The sequence below is a fragment of the Hyphomonas beringensis genome (assembly GCF_000682755.1).
Lineage (GTDB): Bacteria > Pseudomonadota > Alphaproteobacteria > Caulobacterales > Hyphomonadaceae > Hyphomonas > Hyphomonas beringensis.
Map to the genome: position 1 here is coordinate 34,838 of NZ_AWFF01000037.1, position 19,404 is coordinate 54,241.

Genomic DNA, 19,404 nt, shown 5'->3' on the forward strand with positions numbered 1-19,404 from the left:
GGAAATACCTTCGGTTCGAATTCGGTGGACTGAAGCTCTTAATGAGCAGTCATTTTCTCTTTTTCCCGGCATCAAGTGGCCAGTTTCCATCGGCCATGAGCGGAAATCCGTCCACAGGCCGGTTGTACCAATAAATCCAGGCCATCTCGCCTGTCTCGTTTCCTGCGTCGTCAAGCAAGGGAATCTGTGTGCGGATATAGAGGCTCGTTTCCGGGTCGTCGGTCACATCCTCGAAAGCGTCCATGGCCGACATGATCGTAGGATCGCTGATCTTCCAGCGGATACCATGGCACAGCGTGTCTCCCTCGGTGATACCCGGAAATCCACCCAGATCAACCATCCGCCCACGGAACCGGCAGCTCTCGCCAAACGCGCCTGCCGTTGACAGCGGCAGATCTTCCGGCTGCCCCGCCGCGCCCAGCTTCAACAGGCCATAGAAGACAAAGAGGTCACCTGCCTCCACGTCGCGCTTCATCATGATGCCACCTCGAACGGCTCAAGCCCTGCCAGGCGCATTGTATGTTTGCTCGGTGCCGGAATACGCGGCTTCACGCCCTCCACGGCCTTTGCGATGGCCGCGATATGCTCCGGCGTGGTGCCACAGCACCCGCCCAGAATGTTCACCAGGCCGTCCTTTGCCCAGCCACCGACGGAGCCGGACGTCTGTTCCGGTTCCTCATCATACTGGCCCATCTCATTCGGCAGGCCGGCATTCGGATAGGCCGCGACCAGCGTGTCTGCCACGCGCGACAGTGCCGCGATGTGCGGCCGCATCAAATCCGCGCCGAGCGCACAGTTGAAGCCAATCGCGAAGGGCTTCGCGTGACGCACGGAATTCCAGAACGCCTCGACCGTCTGGCCAGACAGCGTGCGGCCTGACCGGTCCGTAATCGTGCCGGAAATCCAGATCGGCAACTTGTCCATGCCCTCTTCTTCCAGATCCATGATCGCCTTGATACAGGCCTTGCAGTTCAGCGTGTCGGTGATCGTCTCGATCAGATAGAGGTCCACGCCGCCTTCATTCAGCGCACGGATCTGCTGGCGATACGCCTCATACACCTCATCAAAGGTGACAGAGCGCGCGCCCGGATCGTTCACATCGGACGACATGGACAGCATCTTGTTCAGCGGCCCGATGGAGCCGGCGAGGAAGCGCGGCTTGTGCGGTTCCTTTTCGGTCCATGCATCTGCCGCTGCCCGGCCCAGCTTCGCGCCTTCCAGATTGATATCCCAGACCGATTGCGGGTCCAGCTTGTAGTCATCCTGCGCAATGACGGTGGCGGAGAACGTGTTCGTCTCCGAAATGTCCGCACCCGCACCATAATAGGCATTGTGAAGGTCCGTCACGATGTCTGGCCGCGTGATGCAGAGAATGTCATTATTCCCCTTCATCTGGCCGGGATATTCAGCCTCCCCAAAGCGGTCGCCGCGATAGTCAGCCTCCTCAAGCCCCCGGCGCTGGATCATCACGCCCCATGAGCCATCGAGAATGAGAATGCGTTCCTTTGCAGCCGCCTTCAGCGCTGCAATACGGTCCTGTCTATTCATCGTCTAAAGCTCCATTGATCCGTCGTCGCGCAAAGGCGCATACGGGTTGTAGACCACTTCCCAGAGGTGGCCGTCCGGGTCGGCAAAATAGCCGGAATAGCCACCCCAGAAGACTTTCTCGGCGGCCTTTACCAGCGTTCCGCCAGCTGCCACTGCGCGGTCAATCGCTGCGTCGACAGAGGCCTCGTCAGCCTGATTCCAGGCCAATGTCACGGCGCGAAAGCCGACGCCACCTGCCGGCACACCGGCATCCTCTGCCAGAGGGTCCCTTCCGAACAGGCTGAGGGCAACGCCCCCCATGTCAAAGAAGACAACAGCCTCCTGAGAAGCCTCGGCCCGCTTCAGGCCCAGCGCCTCGTAATAAGATGCAGACGCCTGCACATCTGCCACGCCGAGCGTGACCAGCGTGATATGGATCGAATTGTCTGCCATGGTCAGGCTGCCTTTGCGGAATTGGGTTTCAGGCCCAGCAGGCGGCATGTGGACAGCGCCAGCCCGGCCCGGTTCAGCGTATAGAAGTGGAAATTACGCACGCCTTCATCCGACAACTGACGGCAGAGATCGGCCGCGACATTTGCCGTGACCAACTCCCGCGTCTCTTCATCCTCATCCAGGCCATCATATAGCTCATGCAGCCAGTCCGGCAGGCTGGAGCCGCATAGCTTGGCAATGCGCTTCAGGCCTTTGAAGTTTGGCTGCAGCATGATGCCCGGCACGATCGGCATGATCACACCGCCCGCACGCGCCTTCTCCAGGAAGTTCAGATAGATTTGGGGCTCAAAGAAAAACTGCGTGATCGCCCGGTCTGCGCCGGCATCCTGTTTGGCTTTCAGGAAAGCAATCTCGGCGTCCCAGCCCTGGCTTTCCGGGTGGAGTTCCGGATAACAGGAAACGGAAATTTCAAAACAGCGGCCCAGCTCCGGACGGTGTTCGCGAATGCCCTGGATCAGATCAATCGAATCCTGGAAGCCGCCCGGGTATTGCTCGAACTTTTCGCCCATGCCGGCTGGCGGGTCCCCGCGCAGGGCAACAATGTGCTTCACGCCGGCATCCCAATAGTCTTCAGCAACAGAGAGGACTTCCTCCTTGGTCGCCCCAACACAGGTCAAATGGCCTGCGGGGCGAAGACTGGTCTCCTGAGCGATCCGGCGCACGGTATCATGCGTCCGCTCCCGCGTAGAGCCACCGGCCCCATAGGTGACAGAAACGAAGTCCGGAGCCATGGGCTGCAGGCGCTCAACAGTTTCCCACAGGCGGTTGGCCATGGCCTCACTCTTGGGCGGGAAGAATTCAAAGGAAACGTTCGGCGCTTCCCCTTTAGCGGTAGATGACAGCGGGCTCATGCAGCATTCTCCACGGAAGTGGCCAGTTTTACGGCTTTCCATATATTCACGGTAAGGCCTTCCTCCTCGCCAGAAGGCGGCGCGAAGGAAAGCGGGGGATCAATCGCCAGGCCGGAATCACTGGCCCAGGCCGACATCGCTTCATGCGACATGCCCAGACGGTGATGGCCATGTTCGGCGCGCAGGAATTCAAGGTCATGGGGCGCAAAATCCACGATCAGCAGTTTCCCACCGGGCTTCAGTACACGGCCTGCCTCGGCAATCGCGCGATTCGGGGCGTCCATATAGTGCAGCACCTGATGGATGATCACGAGGTCTGCGCTCGCTGTCTCGAAGGGAACAGAGGTGACATTGCCCTGGCGCACACGTGCGGTCTCGACGCCGTCACGCTCCAGATTGGCGCGGGCGACGGTCAGCATGTGGTGGCTGAGATCAATGCCTTCAGCCTCCTCCGCCAGAGGCGCAAACAGGCTGAGCATCCGGCCCGTGCCGGTGCCGAAATCCAGCATGTGTGCGAACGGGCCCGGTCCGGCCAGTTCCAGCAGCGCCTTTTCAATGGCCTCGCTTGGCGAGTGCATTGAGCGCAACCGGTCCCAATTCTCTGCCATGGACGAGAAATAAGCCTCAGCCGAGGTGGCGCGCGCAGCACTGACCTCTTCCAGGCGCTCGGCATCCTTTGAGAGCTCCACATCGTCTTCCGAAAGCTGTGAGAAGAGCGAATCAAGGAAGGTTTTGCCCATGCCCTGCGTTGCGTATCGGTAAAAAACAAAGGAGCCTTCGGGTAATCTTTCGACCAGACCGGCAGCTGTCAGCGCCTTCAAATGGTGCGACAAGCGGGGCTGACTTTGCTCCAGAAGCTGTACCAATTCCCCGACAGAAAGGTCTCTCTGGCGCAATAAAGCCAGTATTCTCAGACGCGTAGGTTCGCCTGCCGCGCGAAGACAGTCTATCAAAGGGAAAAGCCGAGAACTCATTTAATGATATAAACATTGATTTATATGTTCTGGCAACAGCAGTTTGCATATGTAATTTTAATTACACATTAGAAAATTAAGTGTTGAAGGTGATACTCAAAGCAACCATTTAGCGATTTCCACCAGCGGGGTTAACGATATGTCCAAGCGGATTCTAGCATGCGCCATGGTTGCCGGTCTCACCGCCTGCGCCTCTACACAGACTGCAGAAACAGGTGTGGTGAATGACCCCTATGAAGGGTTCAATCGCCAGATGTTCGCCTTCAACAATGAAGTCGACAAATACGCTTTGGGCCCCGCAGCAAGCGCGTATGAAACCGTGACGCCAAGATTTGCGCGTGATCGTGTGGGCGATTTCCTCCAGAATCTGAAGTCCCCCGTCATCTTCGTGAATGATTTGCTGCAAGGCGAAGGCGACCGTGCGAGCACCACGCTGGGCCGCTTCATGGTCAACACAACCTTCGGCATTGCCGGCCTCTGGGACGTCGCCGGCTATAATGGCATCGAAGGCCATAGTGAGGATTTCGGACAGACGCTGGCCGTCTGGGGGGTCGATAGCGGCCCTTACCTCGTCATGCCGCTGTTAGGGCCTACCACACCGCGTGACCTGTTCGGCAGCGGCGTGGACCGGGCAATGGATCCCCTCACATGGACCGAGTTCGCCGATAACCCGGACCTGGATGACCATATCGCCATCGGACGCGGCGTTCTTGGCGGTCTGAATGCCCGTGTTGCCCTGGACGATCAGATCGAACAATTGAACGCCCAGCCCGAACCTTATGTCGCGCTTCGTCGCATCTATTCATCTCAGCGTCAGGCGGAAATCCGTAATGGTCGTCTGAATGAGGCAGAAGCGTACGAAGATCTCCCTGATTTTGACGAATATGAAGACTAACTCTGGCATCAGCCCAGATACAGGAGCAATGAAGTGACTCACCTATTCCGACACCTCGCTGTGGCCGGCGCGGTGGTGATGATGACCGTGCCGTCCGCCTTTGCGGATGCCAAAACCGAAGCTTACGTCCAGAAGAATGCCAGTGAAGTGCTGGCATCACTGAACGATCCGTCGCTAAACGCTGAAGAGCGGACGGAGAAGTTCAACGCCTATATGGACGAATTCACCGACATGACGGCGGTGTCGAACTTTGCCATCGGCAAATATGCCCGTCGTTTCACCGATGACGAGTTGGCTCGCTATCGCAAGGTTTTCCGCGAATACGCCCTGGCCGTGTATGAAAACGAACTCGACGACTATCGCGGCGAAGCCGTGGTCGTGAAGGATTCTGTAGACCGCTCCCCTACTGATTCCATTGTGAATACCGTGATCAAGCGTCAGGACGGCAAGGACATGGATGTCCGTTGGCGCGTTCTGACCCGTGACGGCAAGTATCAGGTCGTCGATGTGGCCCTGAACCTGGATGGCAATCTGATCTGGCTGGCCATTGAACAGCGCGCCCAGTTCCTGGCCCTGCTGGACCGTACGAATGGATCTGCCGATGCGCTGATCAACAAGATCCAAAGCATGACGGATAATCTGGACAACGAGAAGCGCAAATAAACGGCCGCTCCTGACCCAGAAAAACAGCGCCCCCGGATGCAGATCCGGGGGCGCTTTGGTTTATGGGGTAGCGATTTCCTGCAGCTCGATATGCACCGGCGCGCCCGGCCCAAGCGGGAGAGCCAGGAAAATCCAGAGCATCATCAAGGCGACACCGCTAATCAGCATCCACAGCGAATAGGGAATCATCATCGCCGTCAGGCTGCCAAGGCCGAAATCCTTCTGCCAGCGCTGGGCGAAAACCAGGATCAGCGGAAAGTAGACCATGAGCGGGGTGATGATATTTGTCGCGCCATCGCCCACACGATAGGCCGCCGTGGCGCCTTCCGGACTGACGCCCAGCAGCATCAGCATCGGGACAAGCACCGGCGCCAGAAGCGCCCATTTCGCACTGGCCGACCCGACAAACAGATTGAGCAAGCCCGTAAGCAGCACCATCAGGCCGAGCACGATGGGTAATGGCAATCCACTATTCTGGATCGCGTCAGCGCCATGGACGGCAGAAATCAGCCCCAGATTGGACCAGCCAAACATGGCGACGAAGTGCGCCGCAGCGAAGGCGAGCACGAGGTAATAGCCCAGATCCTTCATGGACTCGGTCATCATGTTCACAAGGTCGCGGTGATTATTGACCGTCTTGGCTGCGGCGCCATAGGCCCAGCCTGCCGCAAGGAACAGGACGAAAAAGGCAGCCACGAGCGACCGGAAGAACGGCCCGGCCTTCTGGTACCAGGGATTGCCTTCGGTACCCGGCCCATCCGCCAGCAAGGGCGTGCCCGGACCGAACGTCATCAGCGCCCACAGGGCACAGACCCCCAACAAGGCAAGGCCGGCATTACGCAGGCCCTTGCGCTGATCGTCTGTCAGCGGTTTGTCTTCATCGCCAGCCTGAACGGCGGCTCCTGGAAAGGGCGTCCACTTGCCGAGGCGCGGCTCGATGATCCTGTCCGTCACATACCAGATCACGGGCAGATAGATGGCCAGCAACGCGATGATGAAGAAAGTATTGCCCGCAATATTCATGGTCCAGCCGGCATCAATACCGCTGGCCTCATAGGCAGACTCCGTAATGCCGAAGAGAAGCGCATCAAGCTGGCCCGGCGAGATATTGGCCGAGAAGCCCCCAGACACGCCCGCAAAGGCCGCGGCAATGCCAGCCAGCGGATGACGGCCCGCCGAGGCGAACAGGATACCTGCCAGCGGGATCATCACCACATAGCCCGCATCAGCAGCATGGTTTGACAGCATAGCCACAAGGGCAACCAGCGGCGTCAGCAAGGCTTTCGGGGCCCCGCGCACGGCCGCGCGAATGGCACTGGAGAACAGGCCCGAGCGTTCTGCGACGCCCGCGCCCAGCATCACGACCAGAACATAACCGAGCGGATGGAAGTGCGTGAATGTGGCCGGCATATCGACCCACAGCCGCTGGATGTTCTGCGGCGAGAACAGGCTTTGCGATTCAATCTGCAGCGGCACGCCCTGATCTGTCACCTGGGTCGGGTGGAAGGCCGACACCCCGGCCCAGGCACAAATCTGGGAGACGACCATCAAGCCGAGGATTAGGTAAAAGAACAGGAAAACCGGGTCTGGCAGGCGATTTCCGGTGCGCTCAACAAAGCCCAGAAAGCCCTTCTGCGTCGTGGCGGGTGGTTGGTCCGTCATGATCTCCCCTGAATTCAGAATTTGCTGCCCGGCGGCCAGATATCCGGCTCTGCGCTTTGGATTCTCTCACCAGGCAAACAATGATTAGGGCATGACAGGTTGAAATTTACAAGACTGACTTACGAACCCGTTCGCGAAGTCTGATCAGCAATATCAGGCGCACAGAGACATGCGGGACGTTAAGTGGCCGGACATGTTCACTTCGGCCAGCAGTTTTGCCCGGCATGGCGAGGGCCATCCGGTTGAGGGAGCTGGGTTCTGGTTGCAAGTTCCGTATCAGGACGTGTCGATAGCGGGCGCAGAGTGAACGACACGCAAGTCTGCGAGATCAGACTGCAGGACATCCGCGAGCGCGCTCAAGATGTACGATTGCGCATCCTCTGCCAACTCGGCCGGCATATCGCTGCCCAGCGCCGGGCGTTCCCATGCGGGAACAGCAGGCGCCTCGTATTTATAAAGGGTCTTTGGTTTTGGCCGGTCGGACGCGTATTTCAAATGGACGGAGCCGTAGCGTGTGATGCGCAACAGGAAGTGCTGCCCGGTCTCTTTCTGATATTTCGCGATGGCCCAAAGCTGCAGCCAAAGCCACGGCCAGAAGACCGGGTGGACATAGGCAAAAGCCGGGGCAAAGCGCGGATCAGTCATGTTCCCAATATACACCGGGAACGGAGGGTGTCGGACAAGTTTATTTTCGCGTCAATGTTTGCTGCAGATTGGGGCGGATTTTTTGTGGGATAAGTGGCCATTCGCGTCATCCCGGAATTTACGAAGCATACGACTTCGCTCAGGATAGGTTGGTATCTGGGGCGCTCTTGCTGAAACATATACCGGGCTTTGGGAACTGATGCGGTCAAGCTAGGTTGTTAGGCCAGAACCCCGGGGAGGCTGACTGTATGAGATCCAACCATTTGAAGAACTGGCTGGGGCGGGCACTGTTGGCGCTCTGTCTTGTCATGTCTGCGCCGAACGCGCTGGCGCAGTCACCGGATCAGGCCGCGCCGGAAGACCCGGCCCCCATCATTCAGACGCCAGACCCGGCAGCGACTGACGCCGACATCCAGAAACGGATCACGGCGATCTTTCAGGAAATCGACACGCTGAAGGCCGTCACCGTGGAGGTACGCGAAGGCGTCGTGACGCTGCGCGGGGATGTGGCCAATGCCGCCGCCGCCAACCGGGCCGAGCAGATTGCCCTGCGCCTGCAGGGCGTCGTGACGGTGGAAGACCAGATACAGCGCACGCTGGCCGTGCAGGACAATGTCAGCCCCTTTCTGGATTCCACGTCCAGCCGCCTGAAGAATTTCTACCGCGCCCTGCCCCTCTATGGCGTGGCGCTGGCCGTGTTCCTTCTGATCGGCCTAATCGGCCATTTGCTGGCCTCGTGGAAGGCGTTCTGGCGCGTCATCATGCCAAACCCGTTCCTGTCGGAACTCGTCGCGGGGGCGTTCCGCATCATCATGCTGCTGGTCGGCCTCGTCGTGGCAATGAACTTTCTGGGCGCGACAGCCATTATGGGCACCGTGCTGGGCGGCGCAGGCGTCATAGGCATCGCGGTCGGCTTTGCGGTGCGCGATACGCTGGAGAATTATATCTCGTCCATCATGCTGAGCGTACGCCAGCCCTTCCGGGCGAATGAGCATGTCGTGATCGACCAGCACGAAGGCAAGGTGGTGCGCCTGACATCGCGCTCCACCGTTTTGATGACACTGGACGGCAACCATCTGCGCATTCCGAACTCGACTGTCTTCAAGGCCGTGATCCTGAACTATACGCGCAATCCGGAACGCCGGTTCGAGTTTGATCTGGGCGTGGACGCCGCAGATGATCCGGTAGCGGCCATGCAGCTGGGCCTTGATACGCTGAAGGGCCTGCCCTTCGTTCTGGCGACGCCAGACCCGGAGGCGTTTATCCAGACAGTGGGCGATTCCAATATTGTGCTGCGTTTCATGGGCTGGGTGGACCAGAGGGAGACGAATTTCGCCAAGGCGCGCGGACTGGCCATCAGCGCAGCCAAGGATGTGCTTGAAGACGCAGGCTTCACCCTGCCCGAGCCAATTTATCGTTTGCGTTTTGACAATGGTGCGGACCTGACGAGCGGCCAGGTGACAACGCCCAAACCTGAGCCAAAGCCGAAATCATCCGTACAGGTCGATACGACCGAAGCAGCAGATGTGAAACCGGACGAGCATATCGACCAGAAAGTCGCCGAGGAGCGCGCCGAGAGCAAGGAAGGCGACCTGCTGGATGAGAACCGCCCGGTCGAATAGGAAACGGTGTTTGCCGCGCTAGCGAAAGACGACGTCCAGATGCGTCTGGGTACGCTCTATCACTTTGCAATTCGCCGTCAGGCCATCGGAACGAATGTGCAGGCGAAACTCATTCGGCACATTCGCGGTGGTCACCAGATCCAGCCCCGCACCATCCTGGCCGAGCTGGCGGACGGTGCAGTCAATGTTGGCTGCGTTTCCGGCAAACTGGATCTGGCCGGATTTCAACACGCGGCGGCGGACAACACGCTCAGGCAGCTTTTCGTCGCCATAGGCCACACAGCGGTTCCGGCCCGTCTGCTTGGCCTTGTACATTGCCGCGTCGGCTTGCTCCAACAGCTTTGAAAGATCGTAATCGGCATGCGCGTTGGAGCTGATGCCGAAGCTGGCGGTGACGCCGACAGTCTTTCCGTCGAATTCGAAGCGCAGCAGAGAGATGGCCTTGCGCAGCTTTTCGGCCACCTGGGTGGCGCCTTCATGATCCGTTTCCTGCAGGAGAACAGCGAACTCCTCGCCGCCAAGCCGGCCCAACATGTCGCTGGTCCGTAGCGTTTCGGCGCAGGTCTGGGCGACTTTCTTGAGCACTTCATCACCCGCAGCGTGGCCATAGGTGTCATTGATCGATTTGAAGTGATCAACGTCGAGCCCGATCATCGAAACCTTGTGCTTGTGGCGCGAAGACAGCTGCAGCACACGGGAGGCTTCCTGCTCGAAGGCGCGGCGGGTCATCTGGCCGGTCAGGCCGTCAATCGAGGCGAGCTTGCGCAGCTCAAACAGGTCTGCCGCAACCCGTGAGACATCCTCCAGCGAGGTCAACTGGTTAGGCGTCAATTCACGCGGGCGGGAATCCATCACCGACAATGTGCCGATGATCTCTTTCTCATAGGAATAGATCGGGACACCGGCGAAGAACTGGACATTGCTGTAAATATCGTCCTGCGGCAGGGCCGAGGATGCCAGAAGGTGCTCATGCTGGCCATACGCAATGGAAATCGTGACCGTTTCGACCATCAACATGCTGCGAAGCAACGCAATGATATTGTCGAAATTGGAAGAGGACGGCCCTTCCTGATGGACCAGATCTGCATCAGACGGCGCCGCCCTAACCGGGCGATCTGCCGCGGATGGAGCGTCCATTTTCTGTATCGCCTGTGCCTGAGCCAATGCGGGTCACCGTAACTTTGGCACGACCTCCCCTTCGGCCGCGTCGGTTGATAACCCCTACCCTGACCAATCTGATACAGAAAATGTGTTAATTCGAGATTGCTCCATTTTGGAGAATTTCCGGCGCCCATGGGAGCGCCGGACTCTGCTCTATCGCGCAAACTTCTTGAATTTCAAGCGCTTAGGATTGACAGCGTCCTCTCCGAGGCGACGTTTTTTATCCTCCAAATAGGAGGAAAAGTCACCTTCGAACCACTCTACGTGGGAATCGCCCTCAAAAGCCAGGATGTGCGTTGCCATACGGTCCAGGAACCAGCGATCGTGCGAAATGATCACGGCGCAGCCCGGAAACGCGTCGAGGCCCTCTTCCAGCGCCTGCAGCGTTTCCACGTCGAGGTCGTTGGTCGGTTCGTCGAGCAGGAGGACGTTGGAGGCCTGTTTCAGCATCTTGGCGAGGTGCACGCGGTTACGCTCACCACCGGAGAGAAGGCCGACTTTCTTCTGCTGGTCAGAGCCCTTGAAGTTGAAGGCGCCGACATAGGCGCGGGAGTTCACTTCCACACCGCCGAGATCGATGACGTCCGTTCCGCCGGAAATTTCTTCCCAGACATTCCTGTTGTCGTCGAGCTTGTTACGGCTCTGGTCGACATAGCCGAACTTCACCGTATCACCGACCCGCAGCGCGCCGGCATCCGGCTCTTCCTGGCCGAGGATCATCTTGAACAGGGTGGACTTACCCGCACCGTTCGGACCGATTACGCCGACAATGCCGCCTGGCGGCAGACTGAATTCCAGATCCTCGATCAGCAGATTGTCGCCAAAGCCCTTGCGCAGGCCTTCGGCCTCCAGAACCAGGTTGCCGAGACGCGGGCCCGGGGGAATGCGGATCTGAGCGGTTGAGACCTTTTCCTTCTCGGCCTCGGCAGCCTTCTGTTCGTAGGACTGGATACGCGCCTTGGATTTTGCCTGACGGGCCTTCGGGCTGGAACGGACCCATTCCAGTTCCTTGGCGAGGGAGCGTTGCTTGCCACGCTCTTCGCGGGCTTCCTGCTCCATACGCTTGGCCTTTTGCTCGACCCAGCCGGAATAATTGCCCTGGAAGGGCACACCGCGGCCGCGGTCCAGCTCAAGAATCCAGCTGGTGATGTCATCCAGGAAGTAACGGTCGTGGGTCACGAGGATGACGCAGCCCTTGAAGTTGATCAGATAGTTCTGGAGCCAGGCAACCGTCTCGGCGTCGAGGTGGTTGGTCGGTTCGTCCATCAGGATCATGTCAGGCTTGGACAGCAGCAGCGCGCAGATCGCAACGCGGCGAATCTCACCCCCGGAAAGATTGTTCACGTCCGCCGTGTCCGGCGGGCAGCGCAGGGCCTCCATCGCCATCTGGATCTTGGAATCGATGTCCCATGCATCTGCCGCGTCGATCTGCTCCTGCAGGGCGGTCATCTCTTCCATCAGTTCGTCGGAATAATCCTCGCCCAGCTTGCCGGAGATTTCGTTGAACTTGTCCAGCATCTGCTTTTCCGGGCAGGAGGCGGCGATATTGTCGAACACGTTCTTGGAGGGGTCGAGCTGCGGCTCCTGCGGCAGGTAGCCGACTTTCACGCCATCCGCGGCCCAGGCCTCGCCGTTAAATTCCTTGTCCTGACCGGCCATGATGCGCAGCAGGGTGGACTTACCGGCACCGTTGACGCCGACGACACCGATCTTGGCGTCCGGAAGGAAGGACAAGTGGATGTTCTCGAACACCTTCTTGCCGCCGGGATAGGTCTTCGAGAGACCCTGCATGTGATAAACGTATTGGGGACCGGCCATTGGAAGCGTCTCCTGAAACTTAGGGGGAATACGTCGCCTCAGTTACGCGGGCGCGGGGGAAAATCAAGCGGGCAGACGCAACCTAGGCCTCGACCTGGTCCGCCAGGCGCTGTTTCTTTCCCATCTGATAGAGGCGTATCTCCCGCACGAGGCGTATGGTTGGCTTCATCGTGAAGAAGATGGACCCGATGACGAACAGCCAGGTCCCCGCGAACAAGGTGTCTGACCAGAAGAACAGCACAGAGCCGATGAGGAAGCAGATCGCGGCGATGAAGTCGACTGCCGTGTGGAGGATTTCGTACAGCGCATACGCCTGCCGCGTCTCTGGGCTCTGATCGCGATTTTCGTGGGTAAACAGTTTCATCTATGTGCCCTTCTTTCGTATGCGGGTGACCAGCCTGCCCGAATTTCCCGCAGGATGCACCCGTCCGCGGTGAAGACATCCTGCATTTGAGATGATTTGTGGATTACGGCACCGATGCGCTGTACTCCGACAGGTGAACTGTTCATAAGGCAGAGCGCAGATGTCAGACTTTCACGCCCCCAAGCCGGACCAGACGGACTCCAGCAGGCAACCTGACCTGGACGACATGATGGAAGACGTGTTCGGATTGAATATCCGCGCGGGCAAGACGGTTTGGGACCTGTTTCGCCGACCCGCCAAAGTCTTCTCAGCAGCCCGAACCCCTGACTGGATGAACGGCGCTTACACACCTTCATTCCGCGTCTACTTTTCCCTGATCGCCATCCTGTTCCTGTTCAAATTCTTTTGGGCCAGTGACAATTCGATGATGCAAATCGCCTTTGAGACCACAGCGGAAGGGCTTCGCGAGCTGGATACGCGACTGGATCTTGATGACATGGTGGACGACATGATGGAGAAGAACTGGCTGATCTATCCGTTTGCCGTAGGCTTCTGGTATACGCTGACAGCGCTGCTGATGCGCATCTGGGGCAAAGGCACCCCCACTATCACACGGATCCGCCTGTTCTTTGCGGCCATCATTCCCAGCACAACCCTGCTGACCATTATGATGATCACCACAGCCAAATTGCCTTTTTCCCTGATGATGATCATTGCTTCCGGGTCGTTGCTGGTCGCCTTCCTGTTCGACTCCCTGACCACATGGCGCGGACTGAAGTCTGTTCATACAAAAGGGGCGAGGCTTTGGCGCGCCCTGCTTCTTGGCTTTGCAACCTCAATCGTCGGTATATTGGCGCCGACAACCGCATCTACAGTGGCAGGTTTCTGGGTCGGCCAGGATGTGGGGCGGACGCTGGATGAACTTCATGAGCAGGAGACGGCTACGGCGACCGAAATACCCGGCGAGCCAGCCCCCATTACAGAACCTGAATAGACAGATTTACGAAGTCATCACACGTCGGCGCGGCGGCGCTCTTCTTCCGTCATGACGATGGCCAGACGCTCCAGCTCTGTCGCGGCACCATGGCTGCCCATATCATGCGCGCGGGAGAACCAGCGCCAGGCTTCAACATAGTCCGGCTTTTGCCCATGTCCGCCAGCATTGGCGATGCCCAGATTGAAGGCGCAGCGGCTGTCCCCCAGATTGGCGCCTCTGCCCCACCATTCGCGCGCCGCATCATGAGCCTGCGGGCCACCGGCCCCGGTCATCAGCATGGCACCCAGATAGGTGATGGCATCAACAACGCTCATTTCAGCCGCGCGCACAAAATGTTCGCGGGCCTTCTCTTCATCTTTCGCACCGCCGAGGCCGTGGAGATACATGAAGCCGAGGTTGAAAATGGCTGTTGGGAGGCCTGCTTCAGCAGCCTGCGTATAATACGCCCGGGCTGCAGCAAAATCCTGATGGACGCCGCGCCCATGATGCAGCATGGCCCCGAAATTATTGGCAGCGGCGGCATGGCCTTCATCGGCGGCCTTGCGCATGAGTGCCGAAGCCTTCAGCAAACTCTCGCCGCCCTCGCCGTCAATCAGCAAGGCGAAGGCTTTTTCAAACAGAGATTGCCCATCCACCATGAGGAGCACGATATGGAAAACAGAGCTTTTGCCTAGCGCGTATTCGCAGTTTTACCGCTAAAAAAGCTAAATCGTGTCATCAGACCAGATGACAGGACAATCCAGACGGCTAAGTTCCCCTCATGAAAATATCGCTTCGAAATATCGCTCTTAGTGGTGTTACGGCTACAGGATTGGCCATTTTTGCCAGCCTGGCCGCCGCGCCATCTTTCGCCGAATCCCCTCCCGCCAAGGCAGTTTCCCAGCCCATGACAGATTTGACCCTTGAACGTCTTTACGCCTCGCCATCGCTGAATGGCCCCTCTCCGATGGGGGTGAAATATTCCCCGGATGGCAAACGTGTGACGTTCCTGAAAGGCAAGGAAACCGATCAGGCCCGCTATGATCTGTGGCAATTCGATGTGGCAACCGGCGAACAATCACTGCTGGTCGACTCGCGACTGCTGGAGCCGGAAGATGTCGAACTGTCAGAAGAGGAAAAGGCCCTGCGTGAGCGCAAGCGGACCGCTGGCAAGAAAGGCATTCTGAATTATTCCTGGGGCACGGCGGACACCATTCTGATCCCGCTGGGCGGCGACCTGCACCTGGTCACCCTGACGCCGAACGGCCCGCAGACCCGTCAGCTGACCGAGACCGACACATTCGAATATGACGCCAATATCTCGCCAGACGGCAAATATGCGAGCTTCATTCGCGATGGCGCCCTGTGGATGATCGATCTGGCGACCGGGGAAGAAAAACGCCTCTCCCCCGAAGCCGAGCCCGAGAAGGCCATTTCCTATGGCGTCGCGGAGTTTGTCGCACAGGAAGAGATGAGCCGCTACACGGGGTATTGGTGGAGCCCGGATGACCGCTATGTCGCCTATACTCGCGTCGATGAGAGCCCGGTGGATATCGTGCCCCGGTTCGACATTTCCGCAGATGATGTGACGGTGATCGAACAGCGTTATCCGCGTGCGGGCCGGCCCAACGCGATCGTCGACCTGTTCGTACTGGACATCAAAACAGGCGAGACAACGAAGCTCTATTCCGTGGGGCCGGATACCTATCTGGCACGGGTCAACTGGACCGATGACGGCATCTGGTTCCAGACGGTCAACCGCGACCAGACCGAGATCCTCTATCACCGCTCCGACGGAAAGCACTGGCGCGTTTCGAGCCCCTTCAAGGAGACGCAGGACACATGGGTAAACCTGTCCAGCGATTTCCTGCCCCTGAAGGATCGTATTCTTCAGACTACTGAGAAGACAGGCTTCCGGCAGATCTATGAATTGCCCGAAAAGGGTGGAAACCTGATCCCGCTAACACGTGGCAAATGGGTGGTAAGTGCGATTGAGGGCGTCGATGCCGATGCGGGCCTTGTCTATTTCACCGGCTTTGCCGACACGCCGCTGGAAAAGCATCTCTACAGCATCCCGATGGCAACACATGACGATGAGGTCGACACGGACGCCAGGCCCCGCCCTCTGCCGGACAGTAATTGCGTGGACCTGATGCCGGAGGCGGCCCTACTGAAGGCGGAATGCCCCGAGCCGACACGTATTACCGAAGCAGGCAAGAGCTGGTCCATCACTATGGCGCCAGACGGCAAGAGCTTTGTCGGCACATCCTCTTCCCCAGACCAGCCGCCGCAGACCGGCCTCTACAAGGCAGACGGCACGCTGATCACCTGGCTGCTGGAGAACAAACTCGACGAGAGCCACCCCTATTATCCGTATCTGGAGCAACATACCGTACCTGACTATGGCACGCTGACCGCCGATGACGGGCAGACGCTGTATTATTCCATCCAGACGCCGCCCGATTTCGATGCGTCGAAAAAGTATCCGGTGATTGTCGAAGTCTATGGCGGCCCGCACGTGCAGACGGTGGACCGGGACTGGGAGAGCCTGTCTGACCAATACCTCACCCGGCAGGGCTATATCGTGTTCCGCCTGGACAATCGTGGCAGCTGGAACCGCGGCAAGAAATTCGAGGACGTGATCTATCACCGGACCGGAAAGCCTGAAGTGGCGGACCAGTTGGAAGGCGTGAAATGGCTGAAGGCGCAGCCCTTTGTGGATGCGGACCGGATTGCCATTCAGGGCTGGTCCTATGGCGGTTACATGACGCTGATGACCATTCTGCAGGCCCCGGAAGGCACCTTCGCCGCCGCGGTCGCAGGCGCCGCCGTGACCGACTGGAGCCTGTATGACACGTTCTACACGGAGCGTTACATGGGCACGCCGGAAAACAATCCGGACGGCTATGACGCCTCCAGCGTGTTTCCCTATGTCGACAATCTGGAGACGCCGATGCTGCTGGTCCACGGTATGGCGGATGACAATGTCACCTTTGACAATGCCACGCGCATGATGGCGATGCTGCAGGAAAAAGGGAAACTGTTCGAGTTGATGACCTATCCGGGCCAACGCCACGGCATTCGTGGAGAAGCCCTGCAGGTCCATCTGATGAAGACGCGTATGGAATTCCTGAACCGCTATCTGAAGGTAGACGCAGAATGATCAAGCCGTGGAAAATTCTGGAGAGCCGGCAGACCTTCAAGGACAAGTTCCTGTCGGTCCGCACAGATAAATGCGAGCGCGAGGATGGCCACATCGTACCCGCCTATCATGTGCTGGAGTTTACCGACTGGGCGACAATCATTCCCATTACGGATGAAGGTAATATCGTTTTGATAAAGGAATATCGCCATGCGGGCGAAGTGGTTCTGCTGGGCATACCGGGCGGCGTGATGGACCCTGGCGAAACCGACCCGGAAGGCGCGGCGGTGCGCGAGCTGCGGGAGGAGACCGGCTATACGGCGCGCGAGATGCTTCCGGTCGGCACCTGCTATCCGAACCCTGCGGTGCAGGACAATCAGTTGCACTATTTCCTGGCGCTGGGCTGCACGCTGACACATGGACAATCGCTGGACCCGAACGAGGAAATCGAAGTGGTCGAGATGCCCTATGAGGACTTCCTGGCCTATGAAAATCTGGATGCCCAGCATGCGCTTCACGCGGCGGCATTGTTTTACACCGAGCGGTATTTCGGGAAACATCCTCATCTGAGACCCTAAAGGAGCGCCACATGCCTGCTTTCCAGCCAACCGCCGACCAGTTCCGCGCCTTTCGCGATGATCCGTATGATGGCCCCATCGCGCAGGTAAATCTGCTGAAGTTCCGGGTGAAAGCGGAATACCAGAAGGACGATCCGGAATACGGCAATGACGAGCCCGGGCGTGACGCCTATCAGCGTTATGCCGATGCGTTTGGCGTTGCGGCGGCGGAAGTGGGGGGCGCCTGCCTGCTGATGGGCAAGGCAGAGCGCTATTTCATCGGCAATGGCGACTGGGACGCTGTGATGGTGATGCACTTTCCGAACCGGCAGGCCTTCATCGCCACGCTGAACCACAAGGATTACCAGTCCATGGCCCGGCACCGGGAGGCGGGCCTGTTGTGCCAGGAACTGATTACAACACGGGTTGAACGCGCAGAAGGCTTTACAAAATGACGGCGTATATTGCCCTGTTGAAAGCAATAAATGTTGGCGGCACGGGCAAGATGCCGATGACGGATTTGAAAGCCCTGTGCGAGGATGCGGGCTTTGAAAGCGTGAAAACCTATATCGCCAGCGGCAATGTGGTTTTCAAAAGCGACCTGACGGCCAAGGCGGTAAAGGCCGAGCTGGAGGCACGCGTTGAAGCCTATTTTGGCAAGCCTGTCCCCGTCTTCGTGCGCACCTTGCCAGAGATGGTGGCAATCCTCGCGGCTAACCCGTTCCCGGATGGCGCGCCCAACAAGGTGGTCGCCGTGTTTCTGGCCACAGCGCCGGGCGATGTGATGGACGGCGTAAAGAACCAGGCCAGCGAGGAGATTTCGGCAGGACAGCGCGAAGTTTATATCCACTATCCGGATGGGCAGGCCCGCACAAAGCTGTCCGTGCCCGCCGCAGCAGCAGGATCAGCGCGCAATATCAATACGGTCACAAAACTGATCGATCTGGCAAAAGCCCTATAAAATAAAAACGGGAGGGACGCATGGACCATTATGAAGTCTACGGAGCACTTGGCTCCCCCTATTCCATGAAGGTGCGCGGTGCGATGCGCGCCAAACGGCTGGTGCATACATGGGCAGGCATGACGGCGGAAGACCGCCAGCAGGTGATGCCAAATGTGAAGGCACCTGTGATCCCCGTCATCAAGCGCCCGGATGGCAGCTGGACCAATGACTCCACTCCGTTTCTTCTGGGTATTGAACAGGAAGGCAGAGGCCTGTTGCCGCCAGAACCGCTTCAGCATTTTGCCTGTCTGCTGCTGGAAGATATGGCGGACGAATGGTTCATGAAGGCAATGTTCCATTATCGCTGGGCGTATGAGGAAGACGCCGAATGGTGCGCCAACTGGCTGATGTTTGACAGCCTGCCCAATGCAGGCCGCTCAGGCGTGGAGGATGCCGCCGCCACGATCCGTGAGCGGCAGATCAGCCGTATGGCACTGGTCGGATGCACACCTGCCACCGGGCCGCTGATCGAAGCGAGCTGGGAGCGGGTCTGCACACTTCTGGAAACCATGGCGACCGGACCAACCCGCTTTCTGTTCGGCAACCGCATCTCGCTGGCCGATCTTGGCTTTTACGGACAGTTGAAAGTGATGAGCGTGGACCCGACGCCGATGGCGTGGCTTCGTGCGGAGACGCCATATCTCTATCGCTGGCTGGACCATGCCGATGATACCAGCGGCATTGAAGGCGACTGGACTGAAGGTATCAGCCAGCCCGTTCAACAACTGATGGCCATTGTGGGCGACACCTATTTGCCCTTCCTGAAGGCCAATGAAGACGCGCTGAATTCCGAAGAAGACAGTTTCTCCCTGGAGATCGAAGGCGGCCGCTATGAGCAAGGCGTGTTCAAATATCAGGTAAAATGCCTGCAGACCCTACGGGCAGCGTGGCACCGGCTGGACGAAGCGACGCGCGAACAGGCGGCGGAGCTGATCGGCCCGAACGCGGCGATCCTGGATGCTGGCGCGGGATAAGCCCGCCTCTGGATTTGCACGACAAGCCGCGTATAGTTTCCCTTCTCCTGGGGGACG

The 19,404-nt window shown here is 58.6% G+C and carries 20 protein-coding genes; 9 read left to right on the plus strand and 11 right to left on the minus strand.

The genetic code is table 11. From position 1 onward, the window contains the following. Nucleotides 1-49: 49 nt before the first annotated feature. Genes HY29_RS09225 through HY29_RS09245 form a run of 5 tightly spaced genes read right to left on the minus strand, consistent with a single transcriptional unit; the run spans nt 50 to nt 3,865 of the window. A complete protein-coding gene (locus HY29_RS09225) occupies nt 50-478 on the minus strand; it encodes a gamma-glutamylcyclotransferase family protein (RefSeq protein WP_034796019.1) in 429 nt (142 codons plus the stop codon). After that, a complete protein-coding gene (locus tag HY29_RS09230) occupies nt 475-1,548 on the minus strand; it encodes a homocysteine S-methyltransferase family protein (protein ID WP_034796020.1) in 1,074 nt (357 codons plus the stop codon). Before HY29_RS09230 ends, HY29_RS09225 begins: the two co-directional genes overlap by 4 nt. 3 nt (nt 1,549-1,551) lie before the next feature. Beyond that, nucleotides 1,552-1,980 carry a VOC family protein gene (locus HY29_RS09235; RefSeq protein ID WP_034796021.1) on the minus strand — a complete coding sequence of 143 codons (429 nt, stop codon included), beginning with the start codon at nt 1,978-1,980 and terminating at the stop codon, nt 1,552-1,554. A gap of 2 nt (nt 1,981-1,982) precedes the next feature. Next, a complete protein-coding gene (metF, locus tag HY29_RS09240) occupies nt 1,983-2,891 on the minus strand; it encodes a methylenetetrahydrofolate reductase [NAD(P)H] (protein WP_034796028.1) in 909 nt (302 codons plus the stop codon). Next, nucleotides 2,888-3,865, minus strand: a complete 978-nt coding sequence (locus HY29_RS09245; protein WP_034796030.1) for an ArsR/SmtB family transcription factor — start codon at nt 3,863-3,865, stop codon at nt 2,888-2,890. The genes metF and HY29_RS09245 overlap by 4 nt, the downstream gene beginning before the upstream one ends. A 139-nt stretch (nt 3,866-4,004) precedes the next feature. Here HY29_RS09245 and HY29_RS09250 point away from each other — a divergent pair, with 139 nt between their 5' ends. Together HY29_RS09250 and HY29_RS09255 are read left to right on the plus strand one after the other, a co-directional pair. Continuing rightward, the gene (locus tag HY29_RS09250) at nt 4,005-4,760 is read left to right on the plus strand and encodes an MlaA family lipoprotein (protein WP_034796032.1); all 756 of its coding nucleotides are present in this window, start codon (nt 4,005-4,007) and stop codon (nt 4,758-4,760) included. A 33-nt stretch (nt 4,761-4,793) separates the two neighbouring features. Continuing rightward, on the plus strand, nt 4,794-5,423 hold the full coding sequence (locus HY29_RS09255) for an MlaC/ttg2D family ABC transporter substrate-binding protein (RefSeq protein ID WP_241765177.1): 630 nt from the start codon (nt 4,794-4,796) through the stop codon (nt 5,421-5,423). Nucleotides 5,424-5,483: 60 nt separating this feature from the next. Here HY29_RS09255 and HY29_RS09260 read toward each other — a convergent pair whose 3' ends face one another. Together HY29_RS09260 and HY29_RS09265 are read right to left on the minus strand one after the other, a co-directional pair. Next, nucleotides 5,484-7,085 carry an AbgT family transporter gene (locus HY29_RS09260; RefSeq protein ID WP_034796037.1) on the minus strand — a complete coding sequence of 534 codons (1,602 nt, stop codon included), beginning with the start codon at nt 7,083-7,085 and terminating at the stop codon, nt 5,484-5,486. A 276-nt stretch (nt 7,086-7,361) separates the two neighbouring features. Beyond that, nucleotides 7,362-7,730 carry a hypothetical protein gene (locus HY29_RS09265; RefSeq protein WP_034796040.1) on the minus strand — a complete coding sequence of 123 codons (369 nt, stop codon included), beginning with the start codon at nt 7,728-7,730 and terminating at the stop codon, nt 7,362-7,364. A gap of 248 nt (nt 7,731-7,978) precedes the next feature. On the opposite strand from HY29_RS09265, the gene HY29_RS09270 reads away from it, so the two are divergent. Continuing rightward, nucleotides 7,979-9,352 (plus strand): mechanosensitive ion channel domain-containing protein, encoded by a 1,374-nt coding sequence (locus tag HY29_RS09270; RefSeq protein WP_081811317.1) that lies wholly within the window; start codon nt 7,979-7,981, stop codon nt 9,350-9,352. A gap of 18 nt (nt 9,353-9,370) precedes the next feature. On the opposite strand, the gene HY29_RS09275 is transcribed toward HY29_RS09270, so the two are convergent. The 3 genes from HY29_RS09275 to HY29_RS09285 form a co-directional block, all read right to left on the minus strand. Further along, nucleotides 9,371-10,489, minus strand: a complete 1,119-nt coding sequence (locus HY29_RS09275; RefSeq protein WP_051601367.1) for a GGDEF domain-containing protein — start codon at nt 10,487-10,489, stop codon at nt 9,371-9,373. A 177-nt stretch (nt 10,490-10,666) separates the two neighbouring features. After that, nucleotides 10,667-12,331 (minus strand): energy-dependent translational throttle protein EttA, encoded by a 1,665-nt coding sequence (ettA, locus tag HY29_RS09280; RefSeq protein ID WP_034796041.1) that lies wholly within the window; start codon nt 12,329-12,331, stop codon nt 10,667-10,669. 82 nt (nt 12,332-12,413) lie between these two features. After that, nucleotides 12,414-12,695 carry a YrhK family protein gene (locus tag HY29_RS09285; protein ID WP_034796043.1) on the minus strand — a complete coding sequence of 94 codons (282 nt, stop codon included), beginning with the start codon at nt 12,693-12,695 and terminating at the stop codon, nt 12,414-12,416. A gap of 160 nt (nt 12,696-12,855) precedes the next feature. On the opposite strand from HY29_RS09285, the gene HY29_RS09290 reads away from it, so the two are divergent. Continuing rightward, nucleotides 12,856-13,689, plus strand: a complete 834-nt coding sequence (locus HY29_RS09290) for a hypothetical protein (RefSeq protein WP_034796044.1) — start codon at nt 12,856-12,858, stop codon at nt 13,687-13,689. Between the two features lie 17 nt (nt 13,690-13,706). Here the strand turns inward: HY29_RS09290 and HY29_RS09295 are convergent, their stop codons facing one another. Then, the gene (locus tag HY29_RS09295; protein WP_051601368.1) at nt 13,707-14,330 is read right to left on the minus strand and encodes a tetratricopeptide repeat protein; all 624 of its coding nucleotides are present in this window, start codon (nt 14,328-14,330) and stop codon (nt 13,707-13,709) included. Nucleotides 14,331-14,578: 248 nt separating this feature from the next. Here HY29_RS09295 and HY29_RS09300 point away from each other — a divergent pair, with 248 nt between their 5' ends. From HY29_RS09300 to HY29_RS09320, 5 genes are read left to right on the plus strand one after another with little or no spacing between them, the layout of a single operon-like run. After that, nucleotides 14,579-16,834, plus strand: coding sequence for a S9 family peptidase (locus HY29_RS09300; protein WP_155838277.1), 2,256 nt, complete (start codon nt 14,579-14,581; stop codon nt 16,832-16,834). Beyond that, nucleotides 16,831-17,391 (plus strand): NUDIX hydrolase, encoded by a 561-nt coding sequence (locus HY29_RS09305; RefSeq protein ID WP_051601370.1) that lies wholly within the window; start codon nt 16,831-16,833, stop codon nt 17,389-17,391. Before HY29_RS09300 ends, HY29_RS09305 begins: the two co-directional genes overlap by 4 nt. An 11-nt stretch (nt 17,392-17,402) precedes the next feature. Further along, entirely contained in the window at nt 17,403-17,825 is a 423-nt protein-coding gene (locus HY29_RS09310; protein ID WP_034796047.1) for a DUF1330 domain-containing protein, read from the plus strand. Continuing rightward, complete coding sequence (locus tag HY29_RS09315; protein ID WP_034796048.1) at nt 17,822-18,331, plus strand: DUF1697 domain-containing protein; 510 nt, start codon at nt 17,822-17,824, stop codon at nt 18,329-18,331. Before HY29_RS09310 ends, HY29_RS09315 begins: the two co-directional genes overlap by 4 nt. A gap of 20 nt (nt 18,332-18,351) precedes the next feature. Continuing rightward, complete coding sequence (locus HY29_RS09320; protein ID WP_034796049.1) at nt 18,352-19,347, plus strand: glutathione S-transferase N-terminal domain-containing protein; 996 nt, start codon at nt 18,352-18,354, stop codon at nt 19,345-19,347. The last annotated feature ends 57 nt before the right edge of the window (nt 19,348-19,404 follow it).

What these genes read in the sequence shown, in the direction of transcription:
- HY29_RS09310 (WP_034796047.1), top strand. Translation starts at nt 17,403, where the DNA reads ATGCCTGCTTTCCAGCCAACCGCCGACCAGTTCCGCGCCTTTCGCGAT.
- HY29_RS09260 (WP_034796037.1), bottom strand. Translation starts at nt 7,085, where the DNA reads ATGACGGACCAACCACCCGCCACGACGCAGAAGGGCTTTCTGGGCTTT.
- HY29_RS09225 (WP_034796019.1), bottom strand. Translation starts at nt 478, where the DNA reads ATGATGAAGCGCGACGTGGAGGCAGGTGACCTCTTTGTCTTCTATGGC.
- HY29_RS09230 (WP_034796020.1), bottom strand. Translation starts at nt 1,548, where the DNA reads ATGAATAGACAGGACCGTATTGCAGCGCTGAAGGCGGCTGCAAAGGAA.
- HY29_RS09250 (WP_034796032.1), top strand. Translation starts at nt 4,005, where the DNA reads ATGTCCAAGCGGATTCTAGCATGCGCCATGGTTGCCGGTCTCACCGCC.
- HY29_RS09320 (WP_034796049.1), top strand. Translation starts at nt 18,352, where the DNA reads ATGGACCATTATGAAGTCTACGGAGCACTTGGCTCCCCCTATTCCATG.
- HY29_RS09315 (WP_034796048.1), top strand. Translation starts at nt 17,822, where the DNA reads ATGACGGCGTATATTGCCCTGTTGAAAGCAATAAATGTTGGCGGCACG.
- ettA (WP_034796041.1), bottom strand. Translation starts at nt 12,331, where the DNA reads ATGGCCGGTCCCCAATACGTTTATCACATGCAGGGTCTCTCGAAGACC.
- HY29_RS09305 (WP_051601370.1), top strand. Translation starts at nt 16,831, where the DNA reads ATGATCAAGCCGTGGAAAATTCTGGAGAGCCGGCAGACCTTCAAGGAC.
- HY29_RS09275 (WP_051601367.1), bottom strand. Translation starts at nt 10,489, where the DNA reads ATGGACGCTCCATCCGCGGCAGATCGCCCGGTTAGGGCGGCGCCGTCT.
- HY29_RS09245 (WP_034796030.1), bottom strand. Translation starts at nt 3,865, where the DNA reads ATGAGTTCTCGGCTTTTCCCTTTGATAGACTGTCTTCGCGCGGCAGGC.
- HY29_RS09270 (WP_081811317.1), top strand. Translation starts at nt 7,979, where the DNA reads ATGAGATCCAACCATTTGAAGAACTGGCTGGGGCGGGCACTGTTGGCG.
- HY29_RS09295 (WP_051601368.1), bottom strand. Translation starts at nt 14,330, where the DNA reads ATGGTGGATGGGCAATCTCTGTTTGAAAAAGCCTTCGCCTTGCTGATT.
- metF (WP_034796028.1), bottom strand. Translation starts at nt 2,891, where the DNA reads ATGAGCCCGCTGTCATCTACCGCTAAAGGGGAAGCGCCGAACGTTTCC.
- HY29_RS09290 (WP_034796044.1), top strand. Translation starts at nt 12,856, where the DNA reads ATGTCAGACTTTCACGCCCCCAAGCCGGACCAGACGGACTCCAGCAGG.
- HY29_RS09235 (WP_034796021.1), bottom strand. Translation starts at nt 1,980, where the DNA reads ATGGCAGACAATTCGATCCATATCACGCTGGTCACGCTCGGCGTGGCA.
- HY29_RS09265 (WP_034796040.1), bottom strand. Translation starts at nt 7,730, where the DNA reads ATGACTGATCCGCGCTTTGCCCCGGCTTTTGCCTATGTCCACCCGGTC.
- HY29_RS09285 (WP_034796043.1), bottom strand. Translation starts at nt 12,695, where the DNA reads ATGAAACTGTTTACCCACGAAAATCGCGATCAGAGCCCAGAGACGCGG.
- HY29_RS09300 (WP_155838277.1), top strand. Translation starts at nt 14,579, where the DNA reads ATGACAGATTTGACCCTTGAACGTCTTTACGCCTCGCCATCGCTGAAT.